This is a genomic window from Nocardia yamanashiensis (assembly GCF_021183565.1).
GTDB classification, from domain to species: domain Bacteria; phylum Actinomycetota; class Actinomycetes; order Mycobacteriales; family Mycobacteriaceae; genus Nocardia; species Nocardia yamanashiensis.
The window spans coordinates 4803941-4822968 of record NZ_CP089226.1; the positions used below are offsets into that span (position 1 = coordinate 4803941).

A 19028-nucleotide genomic window follows, 5' to 3' on the forward strand; every position below is an offset into this window, starting at 1 on the left:
GGAATACTTTGCTGGGCGGCCCCGATTACCGCGCCCAGGGCGCGATGACCGGAGGCTGCCCGGGGATCAGCCCTTGACCGCCGACCGGCAACACGACGATCGCTTCGAAGGGTTCGGGATTGGGGTTGGCCATGGCGAATTGGTGATGGGCCGGGACGATGAGGGCGTCTCCGGCCGCGACGGTGAGGGTTTCGCCGTCCATGGTCACGGTCATCGAGCCGGCGAGGGCGATGAAGATCTCCTCACGGTCGAGGGCATGCGGCGGGGCGTCGACACCGGGCTTGATGGTGAGGCGCCATGCGCAGTTCTCCTTGGAGCCGCGGCTGGGGGCGGCCAGGCCGACGAAGGAAGCGTGGTCGTTCTCGAAGCGCGGGGCCTGGTCGGCGGTGATGTGCGGCATGAATCCTCCTGGGGCGGTGCGGAATCGGGGTTGGACTATTGCGCCCAGGGCGGCCTGACCGGGTCGCCGCCGGGAGCCTGGGCGTAGGCGCCGACCGGCAGGATGGCGACGGCTTCGAGGGGTTCGCCGCCCGGCACCGACAGCCGGAAGACGGTGTGGGCGGGAATCACCAGAGCGTCGCCGGCCGCGAAGTCGCGGGTCTCGCCGTCGATGGTGATGCTGCCGCGGCCGGAGAGCGCGATGAAGATCTCCTCACGGGAAACCGCGTGCTCGTGGCCGGGATTGCCCGGGTTCAAGGTGAACCGCCAGACGCTGTTCTCGGTGGAACCACGACTGGGCGCGGCCAGCCCCACGGCACGCATGCCGGGACCTTCGAACACGGGCGCATCTGCGGACTTGATGAGTGGCATGCTGTGTCTCCTAGTATTCAACCAAGGTGTTCAACTAAGGTGTTCAACTGAAGTTGAAGATATCGGAACGAGGAGAGAAGAGTCAAGGATGGATTTCGGAGTCCTGCTCGGCCAGGCGTATCAGACGTTCGTCCAGGACATGCACGCCGAGCTGGCCGCCCGCGGCCACCGCGTGCTCGGCGCCTCGTACGGATACGTACTGCGCAGCCTCGCCGAGACCGCGCTGACCGCAAGCCAATTGGGGGAACGACTCGGAATCACCGCACAGGGCGCGGCCAAGGTGGTCGACGAGATGGTGAAACACGGCTACGTCGAACGTCGCGCCGACCCCGCCGATAAGCGAGCCAAACTCCTTCATCTTTCCGACCGCGGCCAGGACATGCTCGATACCGTCAGGGCTTTTCACGCCGAGTACGAGCGAACACTCATCGAGAAGGTCGGCGCGGACCAGGTCGCGACGGTTCGAGCCGTACTCGGCGAGATTGTCAGCACCGCAACGGATTCCGGTTCCGACCGCGCTTTCCGACCGCTATGAGGTGAGTGCAGCGGCCAGTTGCTCGGTGCAGTCCACGAGCCAGACGGGATCACCGTGGGCACGCCCCCACAGCGCTTCCCGGACCGCACCGGCCTGCATCCAGCGGCGCGCCCGATCGAACTCTATTCCGGCTGCTTCGCAATAGATTTCGAGGAGACGCAAGACCGCGGGACGAAGGTTCGGCGCATCGAGAAGCACGGATGCGAAACGCGGACTCCGAATCACGTTCAGCGCATCCTGCGCAGGGTCGCCGACCTGGCCTTTGGGATCGACCGCCAGCCAGGGTTCACGGTCGGAGGCCAGCACATTGGCGTCGTGCAGGTCACCGTGCACAAGGGTGGCGGGCTGATCCGGGCCGAGGTCGCGGAGAGTAGCCAGCGCGGCATCGAGGATGCGGGACGGTATGCGAGAGTGCGGTCGGTGGCTCGCTCGAGCAGCATGGCGAAATGCTCGTCGGCGCGTGCGTAGAGGTAAGTGGCGCCCCTGCCCTGCCCCAGCGTTGCAGGAGCTCGTCGACCACACCGGGAAGCGCCGCGATCCAGGCCCGCCCCGCTTCGCCCTCACCTGCGATTTTGGTGTGGGCGAAGGCTTCCGGGATTTCGATCATGGTCAGGGGGTGAGGCGGGTGACGGTGCCGAGGAAGCTGGTTACGTAGGCGGACTTGGGGTCCCAGCCGGGGCCGGAGCCGAAGCGGATGGAGCTGGAGAGGGGGAGGTTGTCGGCGATGGTGCAGGTGGCGGCGGTTTCGGGGTCCAGGCGGACGATGCGGCCGGCCAGGTTGAGGGCCACGTAGACGGCGCCGTCGGGGCCGACGGTCAGGTCGTCGGCGGAATTGAGGGGACCGAAGCCGGGGAGGGTGTAGCGGGTGGGTTCGGCATTGGGATGGTCGATGTCGACGGCGGCGATGGTGGTGGTCATGTCGAAAGTGGTGGAGACGAACAGCTTTCGACGCGCCGGATCGTAGGCGAGGCCGTTGGTGGAGGTGAGGCCGGGCGCCAGCACCTTGGTGCTGCGGTCGGGCGCGATCTCGGTGAGGGTGGTGCCGGACCCGAAGTCCTTGCTGACCACGAAACCGCCGTCGGGCAGCAGCGCCAGGCCGTTGGGCATGCGCAGGCCGGTGGCCATGGTGGTGAGCGCGCCGGTGGTGAGATCGAGGGCGACCACGGTGCCGTCGGCGGTGTCGGTGAGACCGGAGCGGGTGCTGTTGCCGGTATTGATGTAGGCGGTATTGCCCGACACCACGATGCCGCCGGGCGAATCCACCTGTGCCGCAGTCGAACGCTTGCCGTCGACGCCGAGCCGCTGGACGCCGCCGCCGGATCCGGTAAGGGCGGTCTCCGACAGCAGCAGATTGCCGCGGCCGTCGAAGGCCAGATTCTCCAGCAGCCCGTAGCCGCTCGCCACCGTCGATCTGCTCCACGCGCCGCAGCCGCCCGGAGTCGTTTCGGCCGCCGCCGTGCCCTGCGTGGCCAGCGCCAGGCCCGCGCACAATTGCACGGCCACAATGCTTCCGGCCAGTACCCGCCTCAATCCCATCAGGACAAACTAGTCAGTACGACCGACGAATTCCATGACGGATTCGCGACAACCTGCGAAGACTGTGTGCACCGGGCGCTCCGGAACCCCGGCGGCACCGGTCCGCCGGGCCCGAAAACCGGTGCCGCCCAGACAGTTTCGCCCTGATTTTTCTGTAACTGTGAGTTACATTCGCAATCCCCAGGATTCGAGGTGAGGTCCCTCACAGGGAACCCGCGCGTTCCTATCCCCTACCGGCCCCATTGTCCCCGTGCACAATGTCTCAGACGATTTCTGTGTATTCGCCCGGTCGCAGGTCTAGTTACCGTCCGGTAGCCTCATCTCGGTCACAGTTTCGGATTGCCATTCTTCGCACTTTCAGGAGTCCCCAGTGCCGCATTCCCGATTCGAGTCGATCGGCGCGTATCTGCCGACGAAACGCGTCACCACCCAAGAACTCATCGCGCAATTGAAAGAGACCCCGGGCTTCGATCTCGAACGCATCACGGGCGTCAAGGAACGGCGCTTCCGCGATACCAGCCCGGACCATCACGAAGACTCGTTCACCCTCGCCATGAACGCGGTCGAGGACTGTCTTTCCAGGTCGCAGTACACGGCCGACGATATCGACGTCATCATCTCGACCTCGATCACGCGCAGCAAAGACGGCACCAAAATGTATATGGAACCGTCTTTCGCCGGTTCCATCGCGAAGGCGATCGGCGCCCGCGCCGATGTCATCACCTTCGATCTGTCGAATGCCTGCGCCGGAATGCTGACCGGCACCTACATTCTCGATCGCATGATCCGCTCCGGCGCCGTGCGCCGCGGAATTGTGGTCAGCGGAGAAGCGATCACGCCCATCGCGGAAACCGCGGTCGCGGAAATCAGCGAGAAATACGATTTGCAATTCGCCTCGCTAACCGTGGGCGATTCCGGGGCCGCCGTGGTGCTCGACCAGGCCGTGGACGACAACGACAAGATCCACTACATCGAGCTCACCACCGCCTCGGAGTATTCGCACCTGTGCCTGGGCATGCCCAGCGACAAGTCCCAGGGCGTGGCGCTGTACACCGACAACCGCAAGATGCACAACGAATCACGCTTCCTGCTGTGGACCGATACGCAGGGCGGATATCTGGAGCGCGAAGGCCGTTCGTTCGCGGACGAGAACTTCGACTACATGATTCACCACCAGTTCGGCGCGGGCGCGATTCCGTTCATCAACGCCATTGCCGAACGCGAGTTCGGCGCACCCATGCCGCCGGATCTGAATGTGCTGGAGAAGTACGGGAACACCTCCACCACTTCGCATTTCATCGTCCTGCACGATCAGCTGAGCCAGCAGGCCATTCCCACCGGCTCCAAGCTGCTCATGGTCCCCGCCGCTTCCGGTGTCGTCGCGGGATTCCTGTCCACCACGATTTCGTCGCTGAAGGTCTGAGGTCTGTCATGGGTGTGCGCATCAAATCCACCGGCGTCGGCCGGGCCACGGACGAGTACAGCATCGTCGAGCTGTCGGCGCGGGCGGCGCGACAGGCCATGGAGCGGGCGGAGATTCGGCCCGACCAGGTCGGCGTGCTGATCAACGCGGGCATCTTCCGCGATTCCAATACCGTGGAGCCCGCGGTGTCGGCGCTGATCCAGAAGGCCGCCGGAATCGGGCTGGACTACGAGAAGTCCGATCCGCGCTCGTTCTCCTTCGACCTGATGAACGCCGGCGTCGGCGTGCTGAACGCGGTGCAGGTGGCGCAGTCGGTGCTGGAGACCGGCAGCGCGTCGCATGTGCTGATCGTGTCCGGGGATACCCATCCGTCGCTGAAGCGGGCGGCCGCCGATGACGAATTCCCCTATGCCACAGCGGGTGCCGCGCTGCTGCTGGAGCGCACCGACGAGCCCGAGGGGTTCGGCCGGGTGCACACCCTCACCGCACCGGGCACGCCGGGCGTGCAGTCCTACGTGGATGTGAACACCATGGGCAATCGCGGGCGTGAGCTGATGACCGTGGAGCGGGAGCCCGACTTCGAGGCCCGGCTGCTCGGGCTGGCCGTCGAGGTGGGCCGCACCGCGCTCGCCGAAGCCGGAATCGACCCGGGCACAACGGCTCTCATCGCGTCCACGCCGAGCGACAGCTTCCCGGCCGAGCTCGCCGACTCGCTCGGCATCCGGTCCGAGGCGGTGTTCCGGCCAGACCTGTCGCAGGGCGATCCGCACACCGCGGCGCTGCCGCTGGCGTACGACCTGGCCGCCGAGGCGGACGACCTGCGCGAGTACGAGCACGTCCTGTTCGTCGCCGCGGGCGCCGGTCCGTCCGCCGCGGCGGTGGTCTATCGCCTCCCGGCGCCGGTGGGAGCCGCCGCGTGACCGTGGCGACCTATTGGCAGGCCATCGACCGCTTCCGGGCGGTCGTGGCCGCGGAGCCCGAGCGGGAAGCCGTCATCTACCCGGACGGCACCACCGCCGCGGGCCTGCCCGACTACCGGCGGCTCACCTATCGCGAGCTGGATCGCTGGTCGGACACCATCGCCCAGCGGCTCACCGCCGCCGGGGTCGGCACCGGCACCCGCACCATCGTGCTGGTGCTGCCCAGCCCCGAGCTGTACGCGATCATGCTGGGACTGTTGAAGATCGGCGCGGTGCCCGTGGTGATCGACCCGGGCATGGGCGTGCGCAAGATGCTGCGCTGCCTGCGCGCCGCCGACGCGGAGGCGTTCATCGGGATTCCGGCCGCGCACGCCGCGCGGGTGGCGTTCCGGCGCTACTTCAAGGACGTGCGCACCGTCGTCACGGTCGGCCGCCGCTGGGGCTGGGGCGGGCCGACCCTGGCGAGCTGGGGCCGGGAACCGAACGGCGCTGTGTCGCAGCAGGTTCCGGAACCCGCGCCCGCCGACGCGCCGCTGCTCATCGCCTTCACCACCGGCAGTACCGGGCCCGCCAAGGCCGTGCGGATGACGCACGGCAATCTCAGCGCCATGGTCGATCAGGTGGATGCCGCCCGCGATCGGGTCGCGCCCGGCACCTCGCTGATCACCCTGCCGCTGGTCGGCATTCTCGACATGCTGATGGGTTCGCGCTGCGTGCTGCCGCCGCTCATTCCGAGCGCGGTCGGGTCCACCGATCCGGCGCACGTGGCCGATGCGATCAACCGGTTCGGGGTGCGCACCATGTTCGCCTCCCCCGCCGTGCTGATCCCGCTGCTGCGGCATCTGGAGCGCACCGGCACGCAACTGCCCACGCTGCACAGCATCTACTCCGGCGGCGCACCCGTCCCGGACTGGTGCATCGCGGGGCTGCGGCGGGTATTGGCCGAGGACGCGCAGGTGCACGCCGGATACGGTTCCACCGAAGCGCTGCCCATGTCGACCATCGAATCGCGGGAGCTGCTGGGCGGGCTGGTCGAGCGCGCCCATCGCGGGGAAGGCACCTGCATCGGACGGCCGGCGGAGGGGGTGCGGGCGCGGCTGGTCGCCATTACCGAAGAACCGCTGCCGACCTGGGAGCAGGCGGCGGCGCGGGAAGCCGATCTGGTGCGCACGCGCGGCATCGGGGAGCTGGTGGTGGCGGGGCCGAATGTGAGCACCGAGTACTACTGGCCCCGGACGGCGAATATCGCGGGCAAGATCCGGGACGGCGAGACCGTCTGGCATCGCACCGGGGATCTGGCCTGGATCGACGACGAAGGCCGGATCTGGTTCTGCGGGCGCAAGAGTCAGCGGGTGGAGACCGCGGCCGGGCCCATGTTCAGTGTGCAGGTCGAACAGGTCTTCAACACGGTCGACGGCGTGGCGCGCACCGCGCTGGTCGGCGTCGGCGCACGCGGCGAGCAGCGGCCGGTGCTGTGCGTGGAGCTGGAAGCCGGAGCCGACCCGGACTCCGTATCGGTGGAGCTGCGCAAGCTGGCGCTGGAATTCGAAGTCACCCAAGCGGTTTCGGTTTTCCTGTTCCACCCGGAGTTCCAGGTCGACATCCGCCACAATGCCAAGATCGGCCGGGAACAGCTGGCCGTCTGGGCTTCGGGCCAGCTCGGAAAGGACGAGGGAAAATGAGAACTGTTGCGCTGCGGGCTGTTCCGGTACTCGGCTGGCTTTACCTGTTCGCCGGGCTGGTGGCGGTGCTGGCGAAGCGTGCGCCCGCCAATCGATTCCTGCGCGCCGTGTGGTGGATCGACGCGTTCCTGAGCATCGTGGTGCACGCGGCGCAGATTCCCGCCGCCCTGCGCGCCGCCGAGGGCGGTGACCGGTCGGCGGTCGAAACCGCCGTACTGACCCAGATTTTCGGACTCACCTGGTGGAAGACGCAGGAGGCGGCATGAAGGCGCTGGTGACCGGGGCGTCCGGGTTTCTGGGCGGGGCGATCGTGCGCCGGCTGGTGGCGGACGGGAAATACGAGGTCGCGATCCTTGCCCGGGCGAGCAGCAAGCTGCGGGATCTGGAGGAGGTGATCGACCGGATCGAGGTGATCACCGGCGATCTCACCGACCAGGTTTCGCTGGAACGCGCCACCAAGGACGTGGACGTGGTGTTCCACAGTGCCGCACGGGTGGACGAACGGGGCACGCGGGCGCAGTTCGTGGCCGAGAACCTGACGGCCACCGAGTCGCTGCTGCGCGCCGCACGCCGCAACGGGGCTTCCCGGTTCGTGTTCATCTCCAGCCCCAGCGCGCTCATGGACCGCGATGGCGGCGATCAGGTGAACGTGGACGAGTCGCTGCCCTATCCGACCCGGTATCTGAACCTGTACTCCGAGACCAAAGCGGCGGCGGAACGCGCTGTGCTGGCGGCGAATACGGACGGATTCATCACCACCGCGCTGCGGCCGCGCGCCATCTGGGGCGCGGGTGACCGGTCCGGGCCGATCGTGCGGCTGCTGAGCCGGGCGGCGGCGGGCAGCCTGCCGGACCTGTCGTTCGGCAACAAGGTGTACGCCTCGCTGTGCCATGTGGACAATATCGTGGACGCGGCCGTCAAGGCGGCGGGCCCCGAGAACGTCGGCGGGAAGGCGTATTTCATCGCCGATGCCGAGCAGACCGATGTCTGGGGATTCCTGGGCGAGGTGGCGAGCGGGCTCGGGTACGCGCCGCCGTCGCGGCAGCCCGATCCCGTCGTGGTGAACGCGGCGGTCGCGCTCATCGAAACCATATGGCGCATACCGTATGTCGCCACCCGCTGGTCGCCGCCGCTGTCGCGGTACGTGGTGGCGCTGATGACCCGCACCGCCACCTACGACACCTCGGCCGCCGCCCGGGATTTCGGTTATCGCGCGGTCGTGGATCGAGCCACCGGACTCACCGAGTTCCTGGCCTGGCTCGAAACCCAGGGCGGCGTCGTGGAATTGACCAAGGAGCTGCGGTAGCCGGTTCGCCGGTCACCGTGCAGGAGAGGGAATCGTGAGCACCTTCCGCCGACCCATCACCCCCACCGAACTCATCTACTTCCCCATGCGGGATCTGGCTCCGCCGTTCCTCATGCAACTGGCCGTCGAAGGCGTCGGCGCGATCGACGCCGAGCAGTTGCGGCGGGCGGTCGCCGTGGCGGCGGCCGCGAATCCCGGTGCGCGCCTGGTGCGGGACGGGAAGTACTGGGTGGACAGCGGGGTGGCGCCGGCGGTGCGGGTGCTCGAGCATCGCCTGGAATACCCGCTGCTGGAAGGCGATCCGGTGCTGACCTCGCCGATCGGTCCGACGCCGGACGCGACCGTCGAACTGCTGCTGCTGACCGGCGACACCACCACGCTGGTGTTCCGGGTCTTCCACGGCGTCATGGACGGCATGGGCCTGATCATGTGGTTCACGGATGTGCTGCGGGCGCTGCGCGGGGAGGAACCGCTCGGCGCGCCCGATCCCATCGCCGATGCCGAACTGGTGCGCAAGGTCGGAGCGCCCGGGCGGCCGACGCTCATGCTGCCGCGCTATCGATCCGCCACCGGGCGCGGGCGGCAGGAGCCGGGCGTGCACCGGCATCTATTGCGGCACCGCACCATCGCGGCCACCGGGCGCGGGGCGCTGGAACGGGTCGCGGCCGTGCTCGCCTCCGAAGGCGGACCGATCTCCCGCATCATGGTGCCGGTGGATCTGCGCCGCCACGATCCCTCGGTCCGGTCCACCGGAAATCTGGCGCTGCCGCTCTTCATCGACGCCACGCCCGGTATGACCTGGCAGGAGATCGCCGAGATCAAGCGCACCGGGCTGCGGGAACGGCGGGAACTCGACCAGATGGACAATGGCGGGCTCACCGCGCTGCCGCCGGCCGTGGGGCGCGGACTGCTGCACACGCTGAACGCGCTCGGCTCCCGCTGGGGACGAAACCTGGCCTCCGCCACCGTCTCTCACATGGGCCGCTACGACTACGACGCGCTCGCCGTACCCGGTTTCACGCCCACCTCCATCCGTATCCTGCCGCAGCACAGCGTCGCCATGCCGCTGCTCATCGGTATGACCGAGGGTGGCGGGCGCACCGAGCTGACGGTATCGGCGCGCAATGGGCGGGGCATCGAGGAACGGCTCGACGCGCTGCTCGACCGGATCGTCCGGACCTTGGAAAGCGAACTGGCGGAGGCGGATACCAGCGTCAGCTGATGAAGCAGCTCCCGCCATCCCGGCATGTTCTTAGCCGGCCTCCACAACCTCGGCCACTCGTATGGATTCCGGCTAGAAGCACGCCGGAATGACGAGTGGGAGGCCGGGTCACGAGTGGCTGGCCCGATCACAAAAGGCAGGCCGAATTGAACGAGTGGCAGGCCGGAGCCCGAATGGCAGCGCAGCAATACCGATCGGAGTGCTTGATGACTACGTGGGCGCGACTGGTGGTCGCCCGGCCGAAGACGGTGCTGGTGGCGGCGGTGTTGTTCGCGCTGGCGTGCGGGCTGTTCGGGACCGGGCTGGCGGAGCGGGTGAGTGCGGCCGGGTTCACCGATCCGGGTGGGGAATCCAGTGCGGTGGATCAGTGGGTGAAGGAGCGGCTGGGGCCGCAGAACCCGGACGTGATCGCTATTTACACCGCGCCCGAAGGGAAGTCGCTCGCCGATATCGGTCCGCAGGTGACCGCCGCCGTGGGAGGGATCGATCCGGCGCTGCTGGATCGGCCGGTCGAGAGTTATTGGAACAGTTCACGGCAGCAGTACCTGCGCTCGGCGGATGGGCGGCAGGCCGTCGCGGTGGTGTTCGCGGCCGGTGACGACAATCGGCGGATCGCGGTGTATCCCGAACTGGCCGAGCATCTTCGCGTGCCCGGCGTCGATACGAAGCTGACGGGGTACAGCGCGCTCGCGGATGCGATCAGCACGCAGTCGCGGCACGATCTGATCGTCGCCGAGTCGATTTCGATTCCGCTGACGGCGCTGGTGCTCGTGCTGGTGTTCGGCGGCGTGGTCGCGGCTTCGCTGCCCGTGCTGGTCGGCTCCCTGGCGGTGGTGGGCGCACTGGGCACGGTGGGCCTGCTGGCGCGGTTCACCGAGGTGAGCATCTTCGCCATGAACGTGGTGTCGCTGCTCGGGCTCGGATTGGCCATCGACTACGGGCTTTTCGTGGTCGGGCGGTACCGGGAGGAGCTCGGGCAGGGACGCACGCCCGCCGAGGCCATCGCCCGGACGCTGCACACCGCCGGTCGCACGGTGCTGTTCTCAGCGCTACTGCTGATCTGCGCGTTCGCCGGTACTTTCGTCTTCCCGCAGGCCGTCCTGCGGTCGCTGGGTTTCGGTGCGATCGCCGCCGTCGCGCTGGCGGCGCTGCTGTCGGTCACCGCGCTGCCGGCCGCGCTGGTGCTGCTCGGCCCGCGCATCGGCAAATGGAGTTGGCGCGCGGACGCTTTCGAGCGTTCCGAAGCCCGCGCTCAGCGCTTCTGGGGGCGTGTTGTGACGGCGGTGATGCGCCGCCCCGGTACGGTCGCGATCGTCGTCGGCGCGATCCTGCTCGTCCTGGCCGCGCCGGTGACCAGCGTCCGTCTCGGCGATGTCGACCACACGGCTCTGCCCGCCGGCAACGAAACCCGGGCTGCGGTCGAGGAATTGACCTCGCACTTCCCCGCCGCGAACAGCGGTGCGACCATCCTGATCCGCGAATCCGACGGCAGCCCACTGCCATCCACGGCGATCACCAAGGCGCTCCGCGAAATCGGCGGCGTCCCCGGCGTCAAACAGGCGCTGCACCTGGAAACCCGGGACGACACCGCCGTAATTCACGCGGCCCTCACCACCCCCGACCGCTCCCCCGCCTCCCAGGACGCCGTCCACCGCCTCCGAGCGCTCGCCATCGACGGCCTGGACCTGCGGGTCGGCGGCGAAAGCGCGGCGACGGCGGACAGTGTCACCGCCGTTCTGTCCCGGCTCCCCCTCATGCTCATCGTCATGGTCGCCGCCACCCTGCTCATGCTGGCGCTGGCCTTCCGGTCGGTGGTCCTGCCGATCAAGGCCGTTCTCATGGCCTTTCTCAGCCTGGCCGCCACCTTCGGCGTCCTGACCTGGATCTTCGACCAGGGTCACCTGGCGAGCGCGCTGGCCGTCAGCCCCGGCCCGCTCTCCGCCGGGATGCTCGTCCTCATCATCGCGGTGGTGTTCGGCCTGTCCACCGACTACGAGGTCTTCCTGCTCTCCCGCATGGTGGAGGCGCACGATGCCGGGGCGGACACCGAGCAAGCCGTTCACACCGGCACCGTGCAGACGGCCCGCGTGATCACCGCCGCCGCAACGCTTCTCGTTCTCATCACCGGCGCATTCACGCTCTCGCCGCTGACACCGATGCGCTTCCTCGGGCTCGGCATGGTCATCGCGCTGATCATCGACGCCACCCTGGTCCGCATGCTGCTGGTCCCGTCCTTGGTCAAGCTGATGGGACCGGCCAACTGGTGGACCCCGCTCGCGGCACGCCGGAAGTCCATTCCCGCACAGGTGCTCGAGTCCGAGGACGCCGTCAAGGTGCGGGGCTGACCTCCGGGAAGAGATCGGGGGCGTCCAGCTCCGGGGCGGGCAGCCCGCGCAGGAAGCGGTCGAACATGGCCGCCACGTACGTTCTGGTCACCAGGTGCGCCCGCTCCGGACCGATGGTGCCGAACACCCTGGTGAGCAGCGGAGATTCGGTGATCACCCGGGGCGCGAAGGCGATATCGCAGAACGACCAGTGCCCCGCGCCCGCGAGCACGAGGCGGCGCGTCCACCCGGTACGGCCGGCCAGTAGCTGATCCACCGACTGCCGCCGCACCGCCGGATCCGGGGTGTCGCCGAACAGGAACAGCAGGGGCCGCTGCGGATCGGCGACCAGCCCGGGGGCCAGATACGACGGCGGCGGATAGCCGTCCAGATCGATACCCGCGCGAATACGCGCGTCACCGACCACTGCCATCGTCCCGCCCAGCGAATGACCGACCATGCCGACCCGGCCCGCATCCATCGCCACGGCCAATCCGGTCGGCAGTGTCCGATGCCCGCCGTCCGCCATGGCCGTCAACTCGTCGAGCACGAACCGGATATCCCCGGCGCGCGCCTCCGACGAAGTACGCACTGCCGCACGAATATCGGTCAGATTGCGCAGGTCGTACCACTCGACCCGCCCGTCCGGCAGCACCGTGCCGGGCAATGCGCCATGCGTGTCCTCCACCGACACCACCACATACCCGCGCCCCGCCAGATCCTCCGCCAGCGAAGTCCCAGTGCGCGCCGGAAACCCCACCGCGGGCGAGAACAGCACCACCGGAAGCGTTCTCGCCGCACCAGCCGCCGGCGCACCCACCCGCGCCCGCGCCGCCACCAGCGGCTGCGGCAACCCGACCAGCCGATTGTCGGCCACCGGATAAGACCCCCCGCCCACCGCCGGATAGTGCATCGTGACAATCAGTTCCCGCCGCGACCCCCGCCGCCAAGGATCCGCACGCTGGCCGTCCACCAAATGCATGGTGGTAACCCCGACCTGCACCCCCGCCACCGAATCCGGCTCCGCGACAGCCGTCCCAGCCCCACTCACCACGATCGACAGTCCGGCCGCGACCCCCGCAACCCAGCTGGTCAACCCCATTCCCGAACGGTATCCAAGATCACCCGCATTGCCGCTCAGCGACGCGCCCACCCAGAGCATCGCCCCAATCGGCGTGTCAGGGGCCGAACTAGACTGCGACCGTGGCAAAGCGGCGATATGTGGCCCGCGGCGTGCCCGGCGGCTACCAGATCTGGGACAACAAGGCTCGCCGCTGGTGGGGCGAACGCGTCGAGCTGTGCCCGGACGAACTGGTCGCGGAACTCAACGGCGCCCATCGGCCCGAGCAGATCACCGACCTGACACGGCAGGCACGATCTCGCAGGCGCTGAGCGCGTCAGTCCGCGGCGCGGGCGGCCAGGACGGCGTCGTAGAGTTCGCGGCGCGAGGCTCCGGTGCCCGCCGCTACCTCGGCGCAGGCGTCCTTGAGGCGCATGCCGGTGGCGGTGAGGGCTTCCACCTTGTCGACCAGGTCTTCGGGGGCGGTCGAAATCGGTTGGGCGCCTTCGAGGACGACGGTGATTTCGCCGCGGGCGCCGTCGACGGCCCAGGCGGCCAGTTCGGCGAGGGGGCCTCGGACTACTTCTTCGTAGGTTTTGGTGAGTTCACGGCAGACGGCGGCGCGGCGGTCGGGGCCGAGGATTTCGACGGCGTCGGCCAGGCAGTCGGCGAGACGGTGGGGGGCTTCGAAGAAGGCGACGGCGCGGGGTTCGGTCAGGAGGGTGCGGAAATACTCTTTGCGCTGACCGGACTTGCGGGGGACGAAACCGTCGAAGCAGAAACGTTCGACCGGGAGGCCGGACAGGGCGAGCGCGGTGGTCACGGCCGACGGGCCCGGCAGGCAGGTGATGGGGAGGTTCCGCTCGACGCAGGCGGCGACCATGCGGTAGCCGGGGTCGCTGACCGACGGCATGCCGGCGTCCGTCACCAGCAGCACGGTGCTGCCGGATTCGATTTCCTCCAGGAGCATCGGGATGCGGGCGGTTTCGACATGGTCGTAGAAGCTGACCACGCGGCCGGTGATCTCCACGTCCAGGGCCTTGGCCAGCGAGCGGGTGCGGCGGGTGTCCTCGGCGGCGACGATGTCGGTGGTCGCTAGGGCGTCGCGCAGGCGCTGCGAGGCGTCGCCGATATCGCCCATGGGGGTCGCCGCGAGCACCAGCCGTCCGGTCGAGGTCGGCTCGCCGCTCACATCGCACTCCTTGTCGTCGGTGAAACCCGGCGCGGATATCGCGGAAACCCGGGCGGGTCGGCACCGCGGCCCGGGCGGGCATCCGCCCCAGCATACGGGCGGGCGCCGGGGCGGCCGGGCGGCGAGGTTCTCACCGTGGCGGACCCGAGCACCCCGCACCGCCTACGATCGAGGCCGTGACCCAGGTGACCGACACGCGACCGCAAGCCTCCGAAGACGCGGGTGTGGCGCTGTCCAGTCCGGCACCGCTGCTGCCCTCGCCGGACTACGGTCCGCTGGATCGGGCGCGCGGATGGGCGGTCACGCTGTTCCTCACCGCGGTCGCGATGCTGACCCGGTTCATCATGCTGAACTATCCGACCGACGGTAAGACGCCGGTATTCGACGAGAAGCATTACGCGCCGCAGGGCTGGCAGGTGCTCAACGGCGGCGGCACCGAGGACAATCCGGGCTACGGGCTGGTGGTGCATCCGCCGGTCGGCAAGCAGATGATCGCGCTCGGCGAATGGCTCTTCGGCTACAACGGCTGGGGCTGGCGGTTCACGGCCGCGGTATCGGGAACCATCCTGGTGCTGCTGGTGATTCGCATCGTGCGGCGCATGACCCGCTCCACCCTGATCGGCGCGTTCGCGGGCATCCTGATCATCTGCGACGGTCTCACCTTCGTCTCGTCGCGGCTCGGCATGCTCGACATCTTCCAAGCCCTGTTCGTGACAGCGGCTTTCGGCTGCCTGATCGTGGATCGCGACGATATCCGCGCCCGCATGGCGCTGGTCGCCGCCGAAGGACGCTTGGGCGACAGCGATTTCGGGCCCCGCTTCGGGGTGCGCTGGTGGCGGTTCGGCGCGGGCCTCATGCTCGGCCTGGCCTGCGGCACCAAATGGTCCGGCGCGTATTGGGTGGTCGGATTCGCCGCGCTGAGTTTGGGATTCGACCTCGCGGCCCGGCGCGGCTACCGGGTGCGGCGGCCATTCGCGGGCGTCGCGGTACGCGATCTCGGACCGACCGTGTGGGCGCTCGCGGTGGTGCCGGTGACGGTGTACCTCGCCTCGTTCTACGCCTGGTTCGCCAGCGAGACCAGCTACGACCGCTGGGCGGTCGGCGTGAAGGTGGGCCGGGACGGTGCCTTCTCGTGGGTGCCGGCGGCGCTGCGCTCGCTCTGGTTCTACGGCGGGGAAGTGCTGACCTTCCACAAGGAACTCACCAATTCCGCAGGTAATCACCACCCTTGGGAATCCAAGCCGTGGACCTGGCCGATGGGGCTGCGGCCCATGCTCTATTACTATGCCGACACCAATGTGGGCGGCTGCGGCCAATCCCAGTGCGTGAAGGCCGTGATGGCGATCGGCACCCCCGCCCTGTGGTGGGTGGCGTTCCCGATGCTCGCCTGGGCCATGTGGCGCAGTATCGTGCGCCGCGACTGGCGCTACGCGGCCGTGCTGGTCGGCTACGGCGCGGGACTGCTGCCCTGGTTCCTGTCGCTGGATCGGCAGATGTACTTCTTCTACGCCGTCCCGCTCGCCCCGTTCCTGGTGATGGGAGTGGCTCTCGCGCTGGGCGATATCCTCGGCCACGCGCCGCCCAGCGGGCGACGGCTCTCGGGTGCGACCGATCTACAGCAGTTCACGCCACCGAGCGAACGCCAAGGCCTGGGCCTGCTCGCGGTCTGCATCTACCTGGCGCTGGTGATAGCGAACTTCATCTGGCTGTGGCCGATTCTCACCGCCATGCCCATCACCCCGGCCAGCTGGCACGACCACCTGTGGTTGCCGAGCTGGAAATAGCGCGAGGGCTGCGCCCCCGCACCCCCGTAGGAAAATGGGGCAGCGCCCCGACCTCCAGTATTTATGGCGCGGAGCGGGTTTCGCCCAGCGCCGCGCGTAGGTAACGCAGCGCGGCCTCGTCGTCCAGGCCGAGACGGCGGATCACCGATACGTATTCGGTGGCCGCCCGGCCGGCCAGATCGCGGGTCGGATCGCCGGAGGAGGCGATGAAAGACCCCAGCCGCCCGCGGGTTTCGAGCACCCCGTCCTGTTCCAGCTCGCGATAGGCCCGCGCCACCGTATTGGGCGCGAGCTTCAATTGCGCCGCCAGCGCCCGCACCGTCGGAATCTTGGTCCCGGCCGCCAGCTCACCGGAGCGGACGCGGGCTATCAGCCCCTGCCGGAGCTGCTCGTACGGCGGAACCGTCGAGTGGTGGTCGACCGGGATGTCCAGCATGGCTTCTCACACCTCGTCACGCGACAACGGGCAGGACAGGCAGCGCGGGCCGCCGCGGCCGGAACCGAGTTCGGACCCCGGAATGGGCAGCACTTCGATTCCGGCGTCGAGCAGCCGGGCATTGGTCATCTCATTGCGTTCGTAGGCGACCACCACGCCGGGCGCCAGCGCCAGGGTGTTGTTGCCGTCGTCCCATTGCTCGCGTTCGGCGGTGACGCCGTCCAGGCCGGTGTCCACCACCCGCAGCCGGCCGATGCCCATGGCCTCGGCGGCCATCTTCAGGAAGGGATCGGGTCCGGCGATGCTCACCCCGCCGCCGTCCTGACGGCGAATGGTGAACGCGCACAGCGAATCCTGAACGGCCGGGTACATGACCACCGCGTCCACGTCCACCATGGTGCAGACGGTGTCCAGGTGCATGGTGGCGCGGGTCTGGGCGATCGGCACCACCAGCACGGTGTGCGCCAGCTCGTCCTCGAACAGGCTGCGCGCCAGGGCTTCCGCGCCCGCGGCCGTGGTGCGCTCACCCACCCCGACCGCCACCACGCCCGGCGCGAGCAGCAGCACGTCCCCGCCTTCGATGGGCGCGGTATGCGATTCGTAGGCCCGCCGCACGCCGAGGAAACGCGGGTGGAAAGCGTAGATGAGATCGGTCAGCGAGGTTTCCCGCACGCGGGCCGGCAAGGCGAGCGAGGTGATGGCCACCCGCGGCCCCACCCAGAACGAGGAGTCGCGGGTGAAGAGCAGATTGGCCAGCGGATCGATCACGAAATCGTGGCCGTGGTGCATGCGCCGCACCAGCGAGGTCGCGTCGGCGCTGAACGGCAGTTCGTCGAAGGTCATGCCCGCGGTGAGAATGTGCGCGAGTTCGGGTGCCGGCACCGTGCGCAGATAGGCGGCCAGCTCGTCGGCCAGCCCGTGACCCAGCCGCCGCGCGTCCACCGCGCCGGAGATGCCCTGTATCCGCGCCGCCCCGCTCACCTGGATGGTCTCGGTGAGCAGATCCGCCAGCAACAGCACCTCGACGCCGCGCCCGCGCAACACCTCGGCGAAGGTGTCGTGCTCCTGCTGCGCGCGTTCCACCCAGGGGATGGCGTCGAAGAGCAGCTGATCGTTATTGCGCGGGGTGAGCCGGCGCAGCTCGTCACCGGGACGGTGCAGCAGCACCGTGCGCAACGCGCCGACCTCCGAGGTCACGGAAAACGGTCGCGCCGTCGGCGCAGCCTTTGTTCCCATATCCTGACGGTAGTTCCCCTGGGCAAAGATGGCATGCAATTCGCACCCGGGAAAAACCTCGAGTAATCTTCAGGTATGCAGACCGCGTCGTGGCAAGCGAAGGAATTGACGCCGGGCCAGCTGGCACAACGGGCCGGAGTTTCGGTGTCCGCCTTGCATTTCTACGAGCGTGAGGGGTTGATCACAGCCCGCCGCACCAGCGGCAATCAGCGCCGCTACCCGCGGGAAACCCTGCGCCGGGTGGCCTTCATCCGCATCTCCCAGCGTGTCGGGATTCCGCTCGGTGAGATCCGCGCGGCCCTGGACACGCTGCCCGACGGGCGCAACCCCACCCGCCGCGACTGGGAGACGCTGTCCACCAACTGGCGCGCGGACCTGGACGAGCGCATCGAACAGCTGATTCGCCTGCGCGACAACCTGACCGGGTGCATCGGCTGCGGATGTCTGTCGCTGGGCAGCTGCAAACTGGTCAATGCACACGATCATCTGGGCGCGGCGGGCCCGGGGGCGCGGGTGCTGGACGTGCACGCCGCGGAGAACTGCGCCGAAACCAAAACCTGCGGCCCCGCCACCGCATGACCCCCTCCCCCGTGTCCCGCAGGATCGGCCCCTACCGCTGATCCTTCGGGAGGAACGTGGTGAACAGGTCGTTGGCCTTGGCCATGGCGAACTCGTACGGCCAGGCGAACTTGCGCGCCCACCAGTAGCCGAAACGGATGTCGAACTGGGTGTGGATCAGGTAGGTGCCCTTCTCCACGCCCTTGAGGATCGAATCCGCCACCTGCTCGGGCTGGCGCGCGTGCCGGCGGAATCGCTTGATCCAGGCCTGGATTCGCGGATCGTCGCGGTCGGCGCCGACAATGTCCACCGACTGCACCAGCGGCGTGTCCACCGCACCAGGCACCACCAGGTGCACCTTGATGTCGTGCCGCGCCAGATCGAATCGCAGGACCTCCGACACCCCGCGCAAGCCGAACTTGCTGGCGCTGTAGGCGGCATGCCACGGGAAGGCCAGCAGCCCGGCCGCCGAGGACACGTTCACCAGCGCCCCGCCGCGCCCCGCCGCGATCATCGGCGGCACGAAGTTCTCGATCACGTGGATGGGGCCCATGAGGTTCACGTCCACCATGAGCTTCCAGTGCCGGTGCTCGAGATTCTCGACCGTGCCCCAGGTGGACACGCCCGCGATGTTCATCACCACGTCCAGCGACCCGAGCAGTTCGTGCGCCTGCTTGGCGAACGCGGTCACCGCGTCGTAGTCGCTGATGTCGAGGGCTTGCGAGTACTCGACGATCCCGCCCTCGGCGCGCACCGTGGCCACCGTGTCGTCGAGGCCCTCGGCGTTCAGGTCGGTCAGGACCAGCCGCGCCCCCTTGCGTCCCGCGGCCAGCGCGGTCGCTCGGCCGATGCCGCTCGCGGCCCCGGTTATCAATGTCTTCTTGCCGCTCAGGCTTCGATCACCCACGCCGATCCATCCTCGAATTTGACAGCTCTGTCAGACGGCACGCTACTCGCGAACATTATTGTTCGCGAGTCGGTCATTCTCAGGTATATGCCCCTAA

General features: G+C 68.5%; 20 protein-coding genes. 11 read left to right on the forward strand and 9 right to left on the reverse strand.

Annotated features, from left to right (window positions below; genetic code table 11):
* Positions 1–25: 25 nt before the first annotated feature.
* Positions 26–400: a cupin domain-containing protein gene (locus LTV02_RS22755; RefSeq protein ID WP_233033664.1), complete on the reverse strand. Its 375-nt coding sequence runs from the start codon at positions 398–400 to the stop codon at positions 26–28.
* 35 nt (positions 401–435) lie between these two features.
* Positions 436–810, reverse strand: coding sequence for a cupin domain-containing protein (locus tag LTV02_RS22760; protein ID WP_233033666.1), 375 nt, complete (start codon positions 808–810; stop codon positions 436–438).
* Positions 811–898: 88 nt separating this feature from the next.
* Here LTV02_RS22760 and LTV02_RS22765 point away from each other — a divergent pair, with 88 nt between their 5' ends.
* Positions 899–1345: a MarR family winged helix-turn-helix transcriptional regulator gene (locus LTV02_RS22765; RefSeq protein ID WP_233033668.1), complete on the forward strand. Its 447-nt coding sequence runs from the start codon at positions 899–901 to the stop codon at positions 1343–1345.
* On the opposite strand, the gene LTV02_RS22770 is transcribed toward LTV02_RS22765, so the two are convergent.
* Positions 1340–1909 (reverse strand): aminoglycoside phosphotransferase family protein, encoded by a 570-nt coding sequence (locus tag LTV02_RS22770; RefSeq protein ID WP_332909530.1) that lies wholly within the window; start codon positions 1907–1909, stop codon positions 1340–1342. The two genes, LTV02_RS22765 and LTV02_RS22770, sit on opposite strands and share 6 nt — an antisense overlap.
* Positions 1910–1954: 45 nt before the next feature.
* Positions 1955–2881 carry an SMP-30/gluconolactonase/LRE family protein gene (locus LTV02_RS22775; RefSeq protein WP_067710539.1) on the reverse strand — a complete coding sequence of 309 codons (927 nt, stop codon included), beginning with the start codon at positions 2879–2881 and terminating at the stop codon, positions 1955–1957.
* Positions 2882–3251: 370 nt separating this feature from the next.
* On the opposite strand from LTV02_RS22775, the gene LTV02_RS22780 reads away from it, so the two are divergent.
* The 7 genes from LTV02_RS22780 to LTV02_RS22810 all read left to right on the forward strand — a co-directional run bounded on the left by LTV02_RS22780 (position 3252) and on the right by LTV02_RS22810 (position 11779).
* Positions 3252–4304: a 3-oxoacyl-ACP synthase III family protein gene (locus LTV02_RS22780; protein WP_233033670.1), complete on the forward strand. Its 1053-nt coding sequence runs from the start codon at positions 3252–3254 to the stop codon at positions 4302–4304.
* Between the two features lie 8 nt (positions 4305–4312).
* Entirely contained in the window at positions 4313–5224 is a 912-nt protein-coding gene (locus LTV02_RS22785; protein WP_233033671.1) for a beta-ketoacyl-[acyl-carrier-protein] synthase family protein, read from the forward strand.
* Complete coding sequence (locus tag LTV02_RS22790; RefSeq protein WP_233033672.1) at positions 5221–6906, forward strand: fatty acid CoA ligase family protein; 1686 nt, start codon at positions 5221–5223, stop codon at positions 6904–6906. Before LTV02_RS22785 ends, LTV02_RS22790 begins: the two co-directional genes overlap by 4 nt.
* Positions 6903–7172: a hypothetical protein gene (locus LTV02_RS22795; protein WP_233033673.1), complete on the forward strand. Its 270-nt coding sequence runs from the start codon at positions 6903–6905 to the stop codon at positions 7170–7172. Before LTV02_RS22790 ends, LTV02_RS22795 begins: the two co-directional genes overlap by 4 nt.
* Positions 7169–8212 carry an SDR family NAD(P)-dependent oxidoreductase gene (locus LTV02_RS22800; protein WP_233033674.1) on the forward strand — a complete coding sequence of 348 codons (1044 nt, stop codon included), beginning with the start codon at positions 7169–7171 and terminating at the stop codon, positions 8210–8212. The genes LTV02_RS22795 and LTV02_RS22800 overlap by 4 nt, the downstream gene beginning before the upstream one ends.
* Before the next feature lie 34 nt (positions 8213–8246).
* Positions 8247–9434: a peptide synthetase gene (locus LTV02_RS22805; protein WP_233033676.1), complete on the forward strand. Its 1188-nt coding sequence runs from the start codon at positions 8247–8249 to the stop codon at positions 9432–9434.
* A 206-nt stretch (positions 9435–9640) separates the two neighbouring features.
* Positions 9641–11779: an MMPL family transporter gene (locus tag LTV02_RS22810; RefSeq protein ID WP_233033678.1), complete on the forward strand. Its 2139-nt coding sequence runs from the start codon at positions 9641–9643 to the stop codon at positions 11777–11779.
* Here the strand turns inward: LTV02_RS22810 and LTV02_RS39315 are convergent.
* A complete protein-coding gene (locus LTV02_RS39315; RefSeq protein WP_269821553.1) occupies positions 11763–12860 on the reverse strand; it encodes an alpha/beta hydrolase family protein in 1098 nt (365 codons plus the stop codon). The genes LTV02_RS22810 and LTV02_RS39315 overlap by 17 nt on opposite strands.
* Positions 12861–12961: 101 nt before the next feature.
* On the opposite strand from LTV02_RS39315, the gene LTV02_RS22820 reads away from it, so the two are divergent.
* Positions 12962–13150 carry a hypothetical protein gene (locus LTV02_RS22820; RefSeq protein ID WP_233033680.1) on the forward strand — a complete coding sequence of 63 codons (189 nt, stop codon included), beginning with the start codon at positions 12962–12964 and terminating at the stop codon, positions 13148–13150.
* Between the two features lie 5 nt (positions 13151–13155).
* Here the strand turns inward: LTV02_RS22820 and rsmI are convergent, their stop codons facing one another.
* On the reverse strand, positions 13156–13959 hold the full coding sequence (gene rsmI, locus LTV02_RS22825; protein ID WP_233041668.1) for a 16S rRNA (cytidine(1402)-2'-O)-methyltransferase: 804 nt from the start codon (positions 13957–13959) through the stop codon (positions 13156–13158).
* A gap of 227 nt (positions 13960–14186) precedes the next feature.
* On the opposite strand from rsmI, the gene LTV02_RS22830 reads away from it, so the two are divergent.
* Positions 14187–15794, forward strand: coding sequence for a dolichyl-phosphate-mannose--protein mannosyltransferase (locus LTV02_RS22830; protein WP_408639251.1), 1608 nt, complete (start codon positions 14187–14189; stop codon positions 15792–15794).
* A 61-nt stretch (positions 15795–15855) separates the two neighbouring features.
* On the opposite strand, the gene LTV02_RS22835 is transcribed toward LTV02_RS22830, so the two are convergent.
* Together LTV02_RS22835 and arcA are read right to left on the reverse strand one after the other, a co-directional pair.
* Positions 15856–16230: a GntR family transcriptional regulator gene (locus LTV02_RS22835; RefSeq protein ID WP_067710532.1), complete on the reverse strand. Its 375-nt coding sequence runs from the start codon at positions 16228–16230 to the stop codon at positions 15856–15858.
* 6 nt (positions 16231–16236) lie between these two features.
* On the reverse strand, positions 16237–17466 hold the full coding sequence (arcA, locus tag LTV02_RS22840) for an arginine deiminase (RefSeq protein ID WP_233033681.1): 1230 nt from the start codon (positions 17464–17466) through the stop codon (positions 16237–16239).
* Between the two features lie 75 nt (positions 17467–17541).
* Here arcA and soxR point away from each other — a divergent pair, with 75 nt between their 5' ends.
* A complete protein-coding gene (gene soxR, locus LTV02_RS22845; protein ID WP_233033683.1) occupies positions 17542–18045 on the forward strand; it encodes a redox-sensitive transcriptional activator SoxR in 504 nt (167 codons plus the stop codon).
* A gap of 31 nt (positions 18046–18076) precedes the next feature.
* On the opposite strand, the gene LTV02_RS22850 is transcribed toward soxR, so the two are convergent.
* A complete protein-coding gene (locus tag LTV02_RS22850; RefSeq protein WP_233033685.1) occupies positions 18077–18931 on the reverse strand; it encodes an SDR family oxidoreductase in 855 nt (284 codons plus the stop codon).
* Between the last annotated feature and the right edge of the window lie 97 nt (positions 18932–19028).